Below are 15729 nucleotides of genomic sequence, written 5' to 3' on the forward strand. Positions count from 1 at the left end.
TGTTCCATTAATGAGCGTCTGATCTACTATGGCAAAAGAATATCACTACACATGGACATGGGATCTGGAATCCTCGCCTGAGGCGCTCTGGCCGCTTGTGTCGGATACGAATCGTTTCAATCGTGATACAGGCCTGCCGCCAATGGAGCTGCTCAGTATTTCAAACGGCATCAAACTTGTCAGGTTCAAGATTCCCCTGGTCCAAGTGGAGTGGGAGGAAGAACCCTTCGAGTGGACGTATCCCTATCGCTTTGGAATTTTGCGCCGCTATCGAAAAGGTCCGCTGGCAGAGATGCGCGTGGACTGTCGTCTGGAGCGGTTGCAGCCTTCCGGGACGCGCATGGTCTATGATGTGCTGGTGAAAGCCAAAAATATTTTGGGGGATGTGAGCATTCCGCTGGCGATCGGCATTGTCAGCGCCAGGCAGTTTGAAACTGTATTTAAACGATACGACCGCATCGCTTCGAACGGCGGCCCGGAACTGGTTTTTCCAAAAGGGAGAGCGCTCTCCTCGAATGGCAGAAGCAGGCTGCAGGTTATGCGCGACCGGCTCAAAGATCAGGGCGTGGACGAGTCGATTCTTAATCCGCTTTATGAATTTTTACAACACGCCGATGATCTTTCCATCCAACGTATGAGACCCTATGCACTGGCCGATGGCTGGGGCGTTTCGCGCCGCGCTGTGTTGGAGGCTTTTTTGTATGCCACGCGTGTTGGCGTTCTGGATCTGTATTGGGACTTGCTTTGCCCGGAGTGCCGCGGCGTTGCGGAAGATTATGCGCGTTTGAATGATGTGCATGCGTCATCGCACTGCAATACCTGTCAGATCGATTTTAGAGTGAACTTTGACCATAATGTAGAAGTGATCTTTCGTCCAAATCAATCGGTGCGCGCGGTGGATGCCACCGTGGAGTTTTGTGTGGGCAGTCCGCAGCGTCAGCCGCATATCGCGTTTTCGTTGATCGTTCCTCCGCACGAAGAACTGCCTTTTTCAACCATGCTCAGTGAAGGACGATATTCTTTGCGGTCTTCGCATGTATCAGGCGCGCAGATTTTATTGGCAACTCAGGACGGCGTGGAAAGAATTGATTTTTTTGCGAACTATAAAGGCTGGCCCACAGGTGTGACCGAATTGGGACTGATGCCCACGATCCGCTTGGTGAATGAAACCGATCAACCCCTGACCGTTGAACTGATGCGCACAGCCTGGTCAGATCAGGCGGCGACGGCAGCCGACGTGACTACGCTGCAGGTTTTTCGTGATCTATTCTCAAGTGAGGTGCTGCGCCCCGGTGAAGAAATTTCTGTAGGCGCAACCACTCTGATGTTTACCGATCTGCGCAACTCAACGCGCATGTATCGTGAGATCGGTGACGCGCCCGCCTTTGGACGTGTGCGCGAACATTTTGAAATTTTAGAGCAGGCTGTTGCTGCCGAAGGCGGCTCTATTGTTAAGACCATGGGTGATGCCATCATGGCTGCATTCCGTAGTCCGGTCTCTGCGGTGCGCGCGATCTGGACGGTGCAGAAGCAGATTGCAGAGCGTGGAACTCCGCCGTTATCGCTCAAAGTTGGGATTCATCATGGGCCGTGCATTGTCGTTAATCTAAATGACCGGCTGGATTATTTCGGTTCCACGGTCAACATCACTGCCCGCCTGCCGAATTTTTCAGTAGGCGGTGAAGCCATCCTTTCTGATGCGATTCGAAATGATGAAGATGTGATCGAATTTCTTGAGAAGAACGCTCCGCCTAATTCGCTGACACGCTTTCAAGGTGAAATCCGCGGATATGATCAGTCGATGGATCTATGGCGGATTAAGATGCAGTGAGGATAAAAAAAGAAGAAAGAGGAAAGAAGAAAGACCGTCAGTTGATTAAGCTGACGGTCTTTCTGTAAATATTTGCATCCTGAGCGGAGTGACGAGTGCTCTTCGAGGAACGTAGTCGAAGGATTTATTTTTACCAACCCGTGCTTCGGCTACGTTAGGACAAAAGAACTGTCCTCTCTCCGCTCAGCATGTAGTATCTTTTTAAGAGGATGCAGTGAGGATAAAAGAAGAAAGAAGAAACGAGGAAGACGCGATTTTCCTCGTTTTACTTATTACTTATTACTGCGTCTTCTTCGATTTGCGAGTCAGTAATTTCCACAGACCCCAGATGATCAAAACCGGCGGGACAAAGATTGGGACGAACACAACCAGAACCCAGATCAGGAAATCTATGATGCCTTGATAAGCAAAGGTCACCGATTTTTTGGCATTGTTGAAAGTCTCGCCCGGCTGCCAGACATTCGGTGTGGGGGTTGGGGTGGGCGTGGAGATCAATTCAGGCAGTACAGGCTCAAAGTTGACTGTGATCGTGGAATAGGCCGAGCGATCCTGTAAATAATTCATCTGACCTTTGATCTGTTCGATCTGAGCTTCCACATTGGCAAGTTCCTGATTGATACGCAAGGCTTCATCCACGGTTTTTGCATCATCGAGAAAAGATTTGATGCGGTCGCGTGTGGCTTCAAGATTTGTAACTTGTGATTGCAGATCTACGAATTGATTGGTCACATCTTCGCCCGAAGCGGTTTCATCAAGCACTTTGACAGCCAGTCCGCGCAGGCGGCTGAGCGTGCGCTCAAACTGGTCCACAGGGATACCAATGGTAATGGTGGCATATTTATAGTTTTCGCCATCATAATGCGGCTGATACCACACCCGCGAACTAATGATATATCCGCCCATGTCACCGATGGCTTGTGTGGCACGGTCAATGGCAATATCGGTATCTTCCACGAGGAGTTTAACTTCCCCGTTTTAATAATCATGTGCGAAGATTTAAAAGCAGCGCTCTCAGCATCCGTGTTGGCAACCGGAACCGCAGAAAGATCAGATGCTGGAAGTGGGGCATCCATTGCAACATCTGCCTGTCCCGCACTCTCTGCGGCAGGGGACCTCAAACATAAATTCTTCGCTTATGGCGGCGGGCGCTTCTGTAGCGGCTGGCGCTCCACAAGCACTGAGAATCAGCGCCCCTAATAACATAAACAAGATCAATAGATTGAAACGTGTTTTCATTTTCTTCTCCTTTAGAATTTTTATTTCGGCGTTATATAGTGGACGAAGAAAAGTATGAAATGTTCCCGAAAAAGAATAGACCACGAATATCTTTATTCGTGGTCTATTGTGCAATCAATATGGCTTGCCAATTTCAGCGATTAGAAATCAGATCTTCAAGAAGATAAATCAACCGGTCGCCGATCACGGCCCGGCTGAAATTATCCTCGAGATATTCGCGGCCTCTTAATCCCATCTCCAGGCTGTTTTCAGGATCAGCGGCGAGTGCGCGAATTGCATCCGCGATTTCCTTTGCATTACCGGGCGCTGTAAAAATCCCGCAGTCTGCGGCTTCCACCACTTCACGGATCACGCCGTCAATCGCAAGCACCACGGGCCGTCCCGCAGCCATGTAATCAAATACTTTATTTGGATACGTTGTTTTATATTCTTCAAGCGGTTTGAGGATCGCAATACAAGCGTCCGCTCCGGCCAGCGCCAAAGCCATCTCTGTTTTTGGCACAGAAGGCAAAAAGGTCACATTTGATAAATTCATTTCTTTGGCTTGCGCCATCAATGCGGATTTTTCTTTTCCATCGCCCAACAAAACGATGTGAATATTTTTTACATCAGTCAGCAAACTGGCTGACTCCAAAATGATTTGCAGGTCATTTGACATACCGTGCGCGCCCGCGTAAAGCGCCACGAATTTATCTTTTAATGTATTGGATTGGCGGAAGGCTGCGCCGCTGTCAGTTGGATCAAACATCGACGGATCTGCGCCGTTTGGAATCAGATCCACCCGCTTCGCTCCCCGACTAGTAACTGGTTCTAAAAATCCCGGGCTGTTGACCATCACCCGGTCAGCGCTGTGATACAGGAATCGTTCCAGCCACTCAGAGAGCGCGATCAAGATCGGATTCTTCAACACGCCCACCGCGATCGCAAATTGCGGCCACAGGTCGCGCACTTCGAATAAAAACTTTGCGCCTTTGATGCGAGCCAGCGCCCAGGCGGTCACTCCCTGAAAGATCGGCGGTGACGTGCCCCAGACAAGGTCCACGTGCTTTACGCCCAGTCCGATCCAAAACGAGGAAATCATGAACGAGAAGAAAGCCAGCACACGATGGATGAATGACTTGTGATGTGCATCGTACACAGCGGCACGCAAAATGGTCACGCCCTCGATTTCAGAGTTGGACTGATGTGTGCTGTTCCCTGTAATATAGCTGACAGGTGAAGCGATGACCGTTACTTTATGTCCACGGGTGGTGAGCAGGCGCGCAAATTCATGGTGACGTGTGCCGCCGGGTTCGTTGATGGATGCGAATGCCTGATGAATGATGAGAATATGCATTGAAGTGCGAAGGGTGAATTAATGAAAGATGAGGAAAGAAGAAAGAAGAAAGAGTAGAGTGAATGTGGTTTTATGGTCAACGGTCTATCGTCTATTGGCTATCGTCCACTACCTTTTTTCTTCAATGATTATAACTGGCTCGGTGGGCCAGCCTTCTTTTGAGCAACGCACAACCAGATCTGCCAGTTCGCGCGGGACGACGTTGTGGGCCGGGATTTCGGCCACGGGCATCCAGAGTGGGTGGTAGGTGCCGTGTATGGGATTATATTCTCCATATTCTTCGCCGGTGCCGGTTCCAAAGTCACCGCTGAGGTGTTTTACCAGAAAGTAGTATTGGGGCTTTTCGTTGAAGATCACTTCGGCAACCTTTTGTATGACTTCCACTTGAATTCCCAGTTCTTCTTCCGCTTCACGGACGGCGGCTTGTTCGATGGTTTCGCCTTCGTCTACGCCGCCGCCGGGGAAGGCAAAATAATGCAATCCCGCACGGTGACGTTCGATGAGGGCGAGTTTATTGTCTTCGATCAGAATAATGCCGGAGCGGTGTCTCATGCAGATTATTTCCCTGTCAGTAGTTCCTCTGTTTTTTTTACGTCACCATGAATTTTCTCGATCAAGGCTTCCACTGTGGTGAATTTCCATTCGTCACGAATGCGGGAGACAAATTCAAGGCTTACCTGCTGCCCGTAAATATCGCGGTCAAAGTCCAATAGATAGGCTTCGAGGCTGGCGACTTGTCTTTCGGGGGTGAAGGTGGGATTAAAACCAATATTGGTGGCAGCCATGAATTTCTCATTCCCCAGGTGTGCCCAGCAGGCATAAATGCCATTAGATGGCGTGGATTTTTGTTTCGGGTAATCAACGTTTGCGGTAGGGAAGCCGATCTGTCGTCCGCGCTCTGCGCCGTGGATGACTTCTCCGCTGAGGGTGTAATTGTAGCCGAGCAGTTTCGCGGCTTCGGTTACATTGCCTGTGGCAACGAGTTTACGAATTTCTGTGGAGGAGATCACGCCGCTTTCATCACCCAATGCATTCACAACTTCAACTTCATAATCCAACTCTTTGCCGATCTCTGTCAGACGGTTTGCATTGCCTTCACGTCCTTTTCCGAGCGCGAAATCATAGCCAATGAGCAGGCGCTTAAGACCGAGAGTCTGCTTGAGCTGGGACATGTACTCGAAAGCAGTGGCAGTTGACAGGTCACGGGTGAAGCGCTGTGTGATGACGATATCCACGCCGAGGCTGGCGAGCAAATCCGCCCGTTCATCGGATGTGGTCAGGCATTTTATATTCTGCCCTGATAAAACGCTGGCAGGGTGGGGCTCAAAGGTTAACAGGATCGCCGGCGCGTTGTGCGCGTGCGCGTCTGTTGTGAGTTTGCGAATGATCTCGCGATGCCCGCGATGGACGCCATCAAAGACGCCGATGGTGAGCCATGCGTTTGTTACGGAAATTTCTTCGAGGGAATGATAATGTCGCATAGGATGAAAAAGCCGCCTAACGGCGGCTTAATCTTTATTTTACTCGGTTTAGTCTGAAGTGAAGAAAACTTTCTTCGGCTGCCATTCACGGGTGCCGTCTGCGTTGATGGAGATTTCCATCAGCGCGACCAATTCACCTTGTGTGCTGACGCCGCGTACTTTTGTTTCGGTGGGATCACCGACTACTTTTACGCGATGTCCGTGACGTACACCTTCCACTTCGTCGGGGTTGAGTTCCACTGCGGGCCAATCGCCAAGCGCTTCTGCGGCCGGGATCAGGTATTGATACCAGTTGCCGGCGGTGAAGGATTCCTGTAATTTTCTGAGCGGCACTGAATCGCGCAATGAGAATCTTCCGCTTTTGGTGCGGCGCAGGCCAACGAGATATGCGCCGCTGCCGAGCATGACACCCAGGTCATTTGCCAGCGAGCGGACATATGTGCCGGATGAACAATGCACATCGATCACAACTTCGGGGGGAGCCCATTCAAGCACTTCGAGATGATGGACAGTGATCTTGCGCGGAGCGAGTTCCACTTCTTCACCTTCGCGCGCCATTTCGTAGGCTTTGCGTCCCTGCACTTTTACAGCAGAGTAGGGGGGCGGGGTTTGTTCGATCTCACCAATAAAAGTTTTTAATGCTTCTTCAAATTGTGCTTCGGTTACGTCTACGGGGTTTTTTGTGGGTGTGACCAGACCTTCTGCGTCAAACGTATCGGTGGAGCCGCCCAAACGGATAATGGCCTGATAGCGTTTATCAGAAGCAGAGACGTATTCACTTAAACGTACAGCGGGGCCGACAAGAATTACCAATACACCTGAAGCGCGTGGGTCGAGTGTTCCCGTGTGACCCGCACGGCGAAGACCTGTTCCATTTCTGATCGCCTGCACCACATCATGTGATGTCATACCAACAGGCTTGTCTACTACGAGCGCACCAGAAATAGCATTTTTTACATCCTGACTATTCATACTTTATTCCTCCTTGACTTGTTATCAAGATAATTATGACATAAATGTCCGATTTTGCAACCAGTACAATGGTTCTATTAACTTGCTATCATCTTTACAGATTTAACAGTTCGCGGGTCTTTTTTAGGACTTCTTTTTGGACTTCGCTCAAACTTCCCTCTATATCTGCTCCTGCGGCAGCGGCATGACCTCCGCCTTGAAAGTGTTTTGCAACTTGTGAAACGTCAATGCCGGCTTCCAGTGCACGCCATGAAATTTTGACGTGACGGGTGTTTTGTTCGACGAAAACCATGCCCACTTTGTTACCGTCAATGGCTGAGATCATATTGATCAGGTCTGCGTCATCGTTGCCGCCATAGCCGGCCGCTTTACGGTCTGCGATGGTGAGTGTGCCCCAGACAATTCCGTTTTTGCTTTCCAGGCTGGAGAGTCCTGCGCCCCAGTAACGTGCAGCAGGGAAGGTCTTTCTAACCAGAGAGCGCATGTAGATCTCCGGCATATCCACGCCGGTTTCCATCAAAACCGCAGCCTGACGCATTGCAGCAGGGGTGATGTTCGATGTGCGGAAACCGAGTGTGTCAGTGAGGATGCCTGTCAATAATGCGGCGGCGATCGGCTGGGTGATGGTTAATCCCCAGGCGGGCAGGTAGTTGGTGAGGATCGCGGCTGTGGCGACCTCGTCTGCTTCGATCAGATTAAGTTTTCCAAATTTTTCGTTTGTTTTGTGGTGATCTATATTAATATCGGGCTGGCCGAAATTTTCAAATATACTCCCCGTGCGTTTGAAGTCTGCGCAATCTACTGTAATAAATGTGTCGTGATCGCCTTTTGGTTCCTTTGTAATGAGTTCGCTTCCTTTAAGATATTTGAATGAAGCGGGGGCGCCATCTACAAGGACCATTTGCACGGATTTTCCCGCATCCCGCAAGGCGAGCCCAAGACCGAGCAATGACCCGATTGCATCTCCGTCTGGTCGAACATGCGAAGCGATGACTATGTTTTTTGCCGTGCTTAATCTATCTTTTATTTCCCCTATGAGTTGATTGTCCACTAATGAGTATCCTCCAAAAATTAAAATATAAGGGGCGCGCTTCTGGCGCACCCCCTATAACTTATTCTATTTTTTATTTCTTAACCCGGCCAGAACCTTTTCGATATGGTCTGCGTTCTCCGGCGTGGGATCCCAATGAAACCGCAATCTTGGGAAGGCGCGCAATTCCACTTTGGCAGCGAGGATCCGCCTAAAGAAACCGGAGGCAGATTCCAGTCCGGCGAGGATTTCGGCGGAGCGTCCTGTGCCTTCAATGGCTGAGACATACACATCCGCGAAAGCCAGTTCCTTATCTATCTTTACGTCTGTAATGAAAATATGTTGCAGACGCGGATCATTGATCTCACGGATAAGCAGCTCCGAAAGTTCCTGGCGGACACGGTCCGCGATGCGTTGTAGGCGAATTCCTGATGGCATAATTTATTTGCGATTATTCAACGATGTAACAAACCAACTGGTCACCGGGTTGGATGTCGTTGAAACTTTTGAAACCGACGCCGCATTCGTAGCCCTGACGAATCTCTTTTACATCCTCTTTTTCATGACGCAGAGAGGAGAGATCGCCTTCATAGATCATATCTGCTGCGCGGTAGAGGCGTACGCGCGCGCCGCGTCTTAATTCACCTTCGGTGCATTTGCATCCGGCAACTTTTCCAAATTTGGATGCTGTGAAGACATCCAGCACTTGTGCGCGGCCGAGTATTTTTTCCACAAGTTTGGGTTCGAGCATGCCGTTGAGGGCTTTTTCAATGTCTTCGGTCATGCGGTAGATGATCTCGTATAGACGAATATCCACGCCTTCTTTTTCAGCGAGGCGGCGACCATCCACATCCGCCTGGACATTGAAGCCAATGATGATGGCTTTTGAAGCAGCAGCGAGCATAACGTCATTGTTGCCAATGTTGCCTGTTTCCGCGTGCAGGATGTGCAGTCCGATCTCGCCTTCGCCGAGTTTGTTCAATTCGTTGACGATCGGGTCAAGAGAACCCTGCACATCGGCTTTGATGATGAGATTAAGTCCCTTGGCTTCACCCGCCTGTACATTAGCGAACAGGTCTTCGAGTGAAACTTTTTTCTTGGTTTGGGATAAAGTTTTGGCGGTTTCAGCGCGTTCTGAAACAATGCTGCGCGCTTCTTTTTCTGAGTTGACGACCTGGAAAATATCTCCAGCGGAAGGCATGCCGCTTAAGCCCATAACAGCTACCGGCGTAGAGGGACCCGCTTTTTTGATTATTTTGCCTTTGTAATCTGTAATGGCGCGCAGTTTGCCGTAGGCGGTTCCTGCTACAACGATGTCGCCTGATTCAAGAGTTCCATTTTGAACAAGCAATGTTGCCATCACGCCTTTGGATTTATCCAGCTCAGCTTCAATCACTGTGCCGATCACTTTTCCGCCGGGATTGCCTTTGATCTCGTTGCTGTCTGCGACGAGCAAAATGCCTTCGAGTAGATCATCAATGCCCTGCTTTTGTTTCGCAGAAACAGGGACGACCATGGTCGTGCCGCCCCAATCATCAGGGACGAGTTCCAACTCAGCGAGCTGCTGTTTCACACGGTCAGGATTGGCATTCGCTTTATCAACTTTGTTCAAGGCCACGATCATCGGAACCCGTGCGGCTTTTGCGTGGGCAAGGGCTTCGCGGGTTTGCGGCATGACACCATCGTCTGCAGCAACCACGAGCACAACGATATCCGCACCCTGGGCGCCGCGTGCGCGCATTTGGGTGAACGCGGCATGGCCGGGAGTGTCGAGGAACGTAATGAGGCGTCCCTTCTTTTCAACTTGATACGCGCCGATGTGTTGTGTAATTCCGCCAGCTTCGCCTGCGGCAACTTCAGTTTGACGGATGGCATCCAAAAGGCTGGTCTTGCCATGATCCACGTGTCCGAGAATGGTGACCACCGGCGGACGCGGTTTCAATAACGTGTTATTTTCTCCCGCGATCATCTGACGCCAAAGGGGGACTTCTCCCGTTTCTTCCTTGGCGGCTTCATCCACGGCTTCGAGAACAGCTTCAAACCCATATTCACCTACTACGATCGCGGCTGTGTCAAAATCCACGGTCTGGTTAATGGTTGCCATAACACCATTCGTCATCAATTTTTTGATCAGGTCAATGGGACTTTTTTCGATCTTGAGCGCCAAATCGCGAATTACGATGCTGGCGGGCAATTCAATCTTATTACCGTTGCTACTCATAGGCCACCTCCTTCTAAATTTACGAATTCCTGCCGCTTGCTGCCCAAACCACTAAATAGATCGGCTGAAATTATAAGCAAAGTTCATAATTTCAAGATTAGTTGTTTGTGCGGTCTTCCATCAGATCAAGACCGGCATAATCCTTAATTCCCCAACGAGATGTCTGTAAGCGAGTGGCTAATCGTTCACATGGTTTTACCCGTTGGCCTCTGTCTCCGACTCATCCCCGGGATGAGTCGGCAGAGTATTCATAAAATCTTCCAATTGAGCGCGGTCTTCGGCGGTCAATTCTGCTTTGAGCGCATGCGTCAAAGCTCCCCTCATTCCACGCACCCAACAATCACGCTTGTCGTGCAAATAAGCGCCTCTTCCGGCTAATTTACCAGTTGGGTCTATTCGTACCCCATCAGCCGTGCGAACGATCCGCACCATTTTTCTTTTGGGCAGAACTTCGCGGCATCCCACGCAGGTTCGCTGGGGCACATGTTTTACTCGTTGAGCAGGTTTCTTGGTCACCTTCAATGTACCCGAAGGTTTATTCCCAATCATTGTCAGGAGTGCTATCGCCGCGTTTGTGGATCTTGCGGCCAACAACTGTACCAAGACCTTCGTCGAACTCCAGCTCCACGGCCTTCTTCTTGCCTTTCTTGCCGCCAGCTTTCTTCTTGTCGCTGGATTCCTCTTCTGCAGGGCCAGTACTTTGGAAAATTTCCGGCTTCATCTTGAATAGTTCATCAAGGTTGACGCCGTCTTTTGCGAGTTCTTCTTCTACTTCGACAACACGCTTCGCATCTTTCTTCCCGTCAGCCTGTTTCTTCGCAGCAGGCATTTCTTCCCCTGCAACAGGAACCGCCACTGGTTCTGCGGCAACCGTTTCAATGGAGGCAACAGGTTCTTCCACTTTCACAGGTTCCGGTTCAGGGAAGGTGAGGGCAGCCAGCACTTCTTCAATGTTTTGCATGGCTTTCGAGCCAATGCCCGGCAAACCAAGTACTTTGTTTGGGTCGGTCTTGATCGAGAAGATCAGATTACCAATGGTCTCGAACCCGGCTTCTGTAAGAATATTGAAGATGTGTTCCTTGAGACCGGCCTGTTCGAGAGGCATCTGGAACGCGGCCGCAGGGACTTCTGCACGGGCGGTGTTTGTGCGTTCTTCCACTTCGCGGGCGGCTTCTTCCTTGATCTGGATCGTGCGGCGTTCCACACGGTCAACGAATTGACCAAGCACAGTGTACTCTTCGGGCATGATCGGGCGATTCTCGGCTTTCTTCGCGAGAATTTCCTCGATCTGCGGAATTGCTTCCATAGCGGCGGGCAGCATGGCAGAAAGTTCTGCATTGCCTTGTAATTTCCGAAGTGAATCACCAGCGGCTTCGCTGAGAGACTTAATATCAATGCGCCAGCCGGTCAACTTCGCGGCCAGGCGGGCATTTTGTCCATCACGGCCAATTGCAAGGCTGAGTTGATCTTCGCCTACAACCACGGTCGCAGTGCGTGCGCCTTCATTGTCAGCGAGATAAACGCCGTTCACGCGCGCCGGGCTGATGGCCTTGGAGATATAAACGATGGGGTCTTGATCCCATTGGATAATGTCAATTTTTTCGTCGTGCAATTCCTTGACGATGGCTTGAATACGCACGCCTTTGATACCCACGCACGCGCCTACCGGATCAATGCCGGGTTGTGTGGCAGAGACCGCCACCTTTGCACGAGCGCCTGGCTCACGCGAGATCGCGCGAATCTCAACAATGCCATGATAAATTTCAGGCACTTCATTCTCAAGCAAACGGCGCAGGAAATTGCGGTGCGCGCGGGAGAGCACAATTTGTGGTCCGCGTGTACCGTCTTTAACTTCCATCACTACGGCGCGAATGCGGTCGTGTAATTTAAGTCTTTCGCCGGGGATCTTCTGGTTGTTGGGCATCACGCCTTCGGCTTTCATATCAAGACCAATGGTTGAACCCTGTGCATTAATGGCCTGCACCAGCCCAGAAACGATCTCGCCGACCTGACGTTCAAAATACTGCATTTGATTTGAACGCTCAGCCTCGCGAATACGCTGTTGGATCACCTGACGCGCAGTTTGTGCGGCCACACGGCCAAAGTCAGCGGGTGTGGTTTCAACAACCACCATGTCGCCGAGCTGGGCTTCGGGGTTTACCTTGCGCGCCACTTCCAACAACACTTCGGTGCGGTCGTCAACGATATTGTCTTCGACCACTTCCTTCTCGGCGAAAACAGTGACGATCCCTGTATCGGGGTCAAGTTTGGCTTCGACATGTTGAGCAGTGGATGCGCTGACAGCACGCCGATACGCAGAGACCATTGCCGATTCAATCGCGGCAACGACCACATCCTTGGCGAGTTGTTTTTCTTCAAGTACTTCATTGAATGCTAATGCGAATTCGTTTTTAGCCATGCTGCTTACTCCATTACTCCTATTTACAAGCAGAAAAGTGGGGGTTACCCACTTTTCGATGTCTTCTCTATTGGGTTTTCCGTCCGTGCAAAATTTTAGCATAGAGAGAGGGAAGGCGCAAGGTATAATCGGCAACTATGACTGAAAGAGATATGCAAAAAGCCGCATTGCGCGGTGAACCTTCTTATGTTTGGCGCGCAGGCCAACAGCGCCGGTTGGATATGATCGTACAGGCCGCAGGTCCACGCATTACCGGACTCGTCCTTGAAAATGGATGCGGGGTGGGAATGTATGTAGAAAAGCTGACAGGCCTCGGGTCGCGTGTGATCGGGTTGGAATATGATCTGGAACGGGCGGCCGAAGCGCGAGTCAACTCGGATGAGATCATTAACGCCGCAGGTGAATTCATCCCGCTTCCTTCTGCGACGTTTGACCTGATCCTCAGCCACGAAGTGATCGAACACGTTCAGGATGACCGCTCCGCCGTCTGTGAGATGATCCGCGTGCTCAAGCCGGGCGGCCGCGCTGTGATCTTTTGCCCCAATCGCGGATACCCATATGAAACGCACGGAATTTTCTGGAACGGTAAATATCATTTTGGAAATAAATTATTCGTGAATTATCTGCCGCGTGCGTTGCGCAATAAACTTGCGCCGCATGTGCGTGTCTATTCAAGAAGTGACATGCAAAAATTGTTCGATGGCTTGAATGTGAAATTCATCGAGCGGACTGTGATCTTCGGCGCGTACGATAACATCATCGCGCGCTTCGGCTCACTGGGGAAAATACTGCGTGCAATTTTACAATTCCTCGAAGCCACACCGCTAAAGAGCTTGGGGCTTTCACACTTTTGGGTTGTCGTTGAAAATAGAGTCGTAAAAAAAACTCCGAGTTCGATAAACTCGAGTTTTTTTATAAGTAGGTTTACGTAAGTTAGTTTTCTATCAGAGACAAACAAAAATCTCTGCTCATCTCCGTTTATCAGGGCGACTTTTAAATATGGATCGCGCTACCTTCTGCCGCGTGCGCCGCTTCCATGATCGCTTCGGAAAGCGTCGGGTGGGCGTGGACGTTGCGAGCGATTTCGTGCGGGGTGAGTTCCATCATGTGCGCGAGAGTCAATTCGGGCAGCAGTTCGGTCACTTCTGGGCCGATCATATGCGCACCGAGAATCTCGCCATATTTTTCGTCGATCACAAGTTTAACAAAACCGGCATAATCTCCCATGCCGAGCGCCTTTCCGTTTGGTTGGAAGGGGAAGCGGCCGATCTTGACTGTGTATCCGCGTTCCTTGGCTTGCGCTTCGGTCAATCCAAATGAAGCAACCTGCGGCTGACAATAGGTGGCGCGTGGCATCATTTCATAATCGAGTGTGACTGTTTCTGCGCCGGCGATATTTTCAGCGCAGATAATTCCCATCGCTGAGCCGACATGTGCCAGCATGAGTTTGCCGGTCAAATCGCCGATGGCCCAAATACCAGGGACGTTTGTCTGCATTTTTTCATCGATCTCTACAAAGCCGCGTTCGCTGATTTTTACGCCAATCTCTTCGAGGCCAAGTCCTTTTGAGTTGGGACGGAAACCGATGGCAACCAGAGCCTGATCGGCTTCGAGCGTGGTTTGCTTGCCATCTGCACTGACGACAACTTTTACGCCGGTTTTTGTAGCCTCGACAGATTCCACTTTGTGGCCGGTCATGGCTTTAATTCCGCGCTTCTTGAATTACTTTTCAAGTTCCTTCGAGACTTCTTCATCTTCAAGCGGAACGATGCGCGGCAGCATTTCAACAATGGTCACATCCACGCCGTAGGAATTCCAGACGGTTGAGAATTCCACGCCGATCGCGCCGGAGCCGATCACTACAACAGACTTGGGTAATTTATCCTGAAGAATGGCTTCCCAATAGGTGACGACTTTCTCGCCGTCAATTTTCCACGCGGCAGGAGCGGCTGCGCTTGCACCAGTGGCGACGATAATATTCTTGGCCTTGAGTTCAGTTACTTTCCCGTCTTTATCGGTCACAGCGACTGTGTCTTTTGATTTGAATTTGGCTTCGCCCATGAAGACAGGGATGTTGTTCTTCTTCATCAAAAAGCCAATACCTTTGACCAAGCGATCTGAATTTTGGCGGGAGCGTTTTACCGCCACGCCGTAATCCAGCTTTAGATTGTCCATGCTGAAGCCGAATTCCTTGCCGCGTTCACGCAGGGTGTGGGCGATCTCAGCGTTACGCAGCAGTGACTTTGAAGGGATACAGCCTACGTTTAAACAAACACCTCCAAGCCATTGCTTGTCTACGATTGCGACTTTCTGTTTAAGTTGTGCGGCGCGAATTGCAGCCACGTAGCCCGCAGGGCCGGCACCAATAACAACGACATCAAAATTTTCTGACATGTATTTCACTCCAGAGAGTTAAGATTGAGAATGGTTAAACTTTAAACCAATTGTACTACAAGCAAACTGCCCTCCTTTTGATGCGGAGGGCAGTTGAAAGTTACAAATTTTTTCGCAGGAATTCGTATGTCCGCGACCACGCCAACTGCGCGGATGCGGAGTCATATTCGGGGCGATCCTCTTCAACGAACCAGTGAGCAACTTTCGGGTAGGTGTGAAGCGTCACATCCAATCCCGCAGATTTCATCCCCGCTTCCATTTCTTGCACATATTCAAGCGGTTCCCATTCATCCACTTCCGCAAAATGACCGATAACCTTTGCTTTCACTTTACTAAAATCAGCCTCACCGGCGCCGTAGAAAAGCACAGCCGCAGAGACATCAGGGTTGCGTTCTGCCACGGCCAATGCCCAGCCTGAACCCATTGAAAATCCGATCACGCCGATCTTGCCGGCGCAGAGAGAGGCGAGGTGAGTGTTGGCGGCTTTCACGATCTCGCTCATGAATTCAAAATCATTTTGCTCCATGAACGCTTTGGCCTCGTCGATCGTTTTTGCAACCCGGCCTTGATAGAGATCGGGCGCGAACGCGGTGAAACCCTGTTCGGCAAGTTGATCGCAGACCTGTTTGAAGAATGGCTTCAATCCCCACCACGCGTGTAAAACCAAAACTCCCGGCCCGCCATTTTGTGGAGTTGCAAGATAAGCGTTTGCAGTTTTGTCGTTGACTTTCAATTGGATCTCAGATGTTTGAATGGACATTTGATTTTCTCCTTAAATATGATTGCCGATTTTATTCCCCCATAATAAT

The 15729-nt window shown here is 50.4% G+C and carries 13 protein-coding genes and 2 pseudogenes; 3 read left to right on the plus strand and 12 right to left on the minus strand.

Annotated elements, in window-relative coordinates; translation table 11 throughout:
- Positions 1-28 precede the first annotated feature (28 nt).
- Positions 29-1831 carry an adenylate/guanylate cyclase domain-containing protein gene (locus tag IPL71_RS02495; protein ID WP_345318516.1) on the plus strand — a complete coding sequence of 601 codons (1803 nt, stop codon included), beginning with the start codon at positions 29-31 and terminating at the stop codon, positions 1829-1831.
- A 279-nt stretch (positions 1832-2110) separates the two neighbouring features.
- Here the strand turns inward: IPL71_RS02495 and IPL71_RS02500 are convergent.
- A pseudogene (locus IPL71_RS02500) lies at positions 2111-2791 on the minus strand (DUF4349 domain-containing protein); the annotation flags it as partial.
- Positions 2792-2854: 63 nt separating this feature from the next.
- On the opposite strand from IPL71_RS02500, the gene IPL71_RS02505 reads away from it, so the two are divergent.
- The gene (locus IPL71_RS02505) at positions 2855-3028 is read left to right on the plus strand and encodes a hypothetical protein (RefSeq protein WP_345318518.1); all 174 of its coding nucleotides are present in this window, start codon (positions 2855-2857) and stop codon (positions 3026-3028) included.
- 172 nt (positions 3029-3200) lie between these two features.
- On the opposite strand, the gene IPL71_RS02510 is transcribed toward IPL71_RS02505, so the two are convergent.
- From IPL71_RS02510 to nusA, 9 genes are all read right to left on the minus strand, one after another.
- A complete protein-coding gene (locus tag IPL71_RS02510) occupies positions 3201-4403 on the minus strand; it encodes a glycosyltransferase family 4 protein (protein WP_345318519.1) in 1203 nt (400 codons plus the stop codon).
- A 108-nt stretch (positions 4404-4511) separates the two neighbouring features.
- On the minus strand, positions 4512-4955 hold the full coding sequence (locus IPL71_RS02515) for an NUDIX hydrolase (protein ID WP_345318521.1): 444 nt from the start codon (positions 4953-4955) through the stop codon (positions 4512-4514).
- Positions 4956-4960: 5 nt separating this feature from the next.
- The gene (locus IPL71_RS02520) at positions 4961-5884 is read right to left on the minus strand and encodes a bifunctional riboflavin kinase/FAD synthetase (RefSeq protein WP_345318523.1); all 924 of its coding nucleotides are present in this window, start codon (positions 5882-5884) and stop codon (positions 4961-4963) included.
- A gap of 48 nt (positions 5885-5932) precedes the next feature.
- On the minus strand, positions 5933-6856 hold the full coding sequence (truB, locus tag IPL71_RS02525) for a tRNA pseudouridine(55) synthase TruB (RefSeq protein WP_345318524.1): 924 nt from the start codon (positions 6854-6856) through the stop codon (positions 5933-5935).
- Between the two features lie 94 nt (positions 6857-6950).
- Positions 6951-7907: a DHH family phosphoesterase gene (locus IPL71_RS02530; protein WP_345318525.1), complete on the minus strand. Its 957-nt coding sequence runs from the start codon at positions 7905-7907 to the stop codon at positions 6951-6953.
- 66 nt (positions 7908-7973) lie between these two features.
- The gene (gene rbfA / locus IPL71_RS02535; RefSeq protein ID WP_345318527.1) at positions 7974-8324 is read right to left on the minus strand and encodes a 30S ribosome-binding factor RbfA; all 351 of its coding nucleotides are present in this window, start codon (positions 8322-8324) and stop codon (positions 7974-7976) included.
- Positions 8325-8337: 13 nt separating this feature from the next.
- Positions 8338-10107 (minus strand): translation initiation factor IF-2, encoded by a 1770-nt coding sequence (infB, locus tag IPL71_RS02540; protein ID WP_345318528.1) that lies wholly within the window; start codon positions 10105-10107, stop codon positions 8338-8340.
- Between the two features lie 195 nt (positions 10108-10302).
- Positions 10303-10656, minus strand: a complete 354-nt coding sequence (locus tag IPL71_RS02545) for a YlxR family protein (RefSeq protein WP_345318530.1) — start codon at positions 10654-10656, stop codon at positions 10303-10305.
- On the minus strand, positions 10643-12526 hold the full coding sequence (nusA, locus tag IPL71_RS02550) for a transcription termination factor NusA (RefSeq protein WP_345318532.1): 1884 nt from the start codon (positions 12524-12526) through the stop codon (positions 10643-10645). Before nusA ends, IPL71_RS02545 begins: the two co-directional genes overlap by 14 nt.
- Positions 12527-12663: 137 nt before the next feature.
- On the opposite strand from nusA, the gene IPL71_RS02555 reads away from it, so the two are divergent.
- Complete coding sequence (locus IPL71_RS02555; RefSeq protein ID WP_345318534.1) at positions 12664-13458, plus strand: class I SAM-dependent methyltransferase; 795 nt, start codon at positions 12664-12666, stop codon at positions 13456-13458.
- 61 nt (positions 13459-13519) lie between these two features.
- Here the strand turns inward: IPL71_RS02555 and lpdA are convergent.
- Together lpdA and IPL71_RS02565 are read right to left on the minus strand one after the other, a co-directional pair.
- Positions 13520-14920 (minus strand): annotated as a pseudogene (gene lpdA, locus IPL71_RS02560) (dihydrolipoyl dehydrogenase).
- A 100-nt stretch (positions 14921-15020) separates the two neighbouring features.
- The gene (locus IPL71_RS02565; RefSeq protein ID WP_345318536.1) at positions 15021-15680 is read right to left on the minus strand and encodes a dienelactone hydrolase family protein; all 660 of its coding nucleotides are present in this window, start codon (positions 15678-15680) and stop codon (positions 15021-15023) included.
- Positions 15681-15729 lie beyond the last annotated feature (49 nt).

The organism is Candidatus Villigracilis proximus (assembly GCF_016717045.1).
GTDB lineage: Bacteria > Chloroflexota > Anaerolineae > Anaerolineales > Villigracilaceae > Villigracilis > Villigracilis proximus.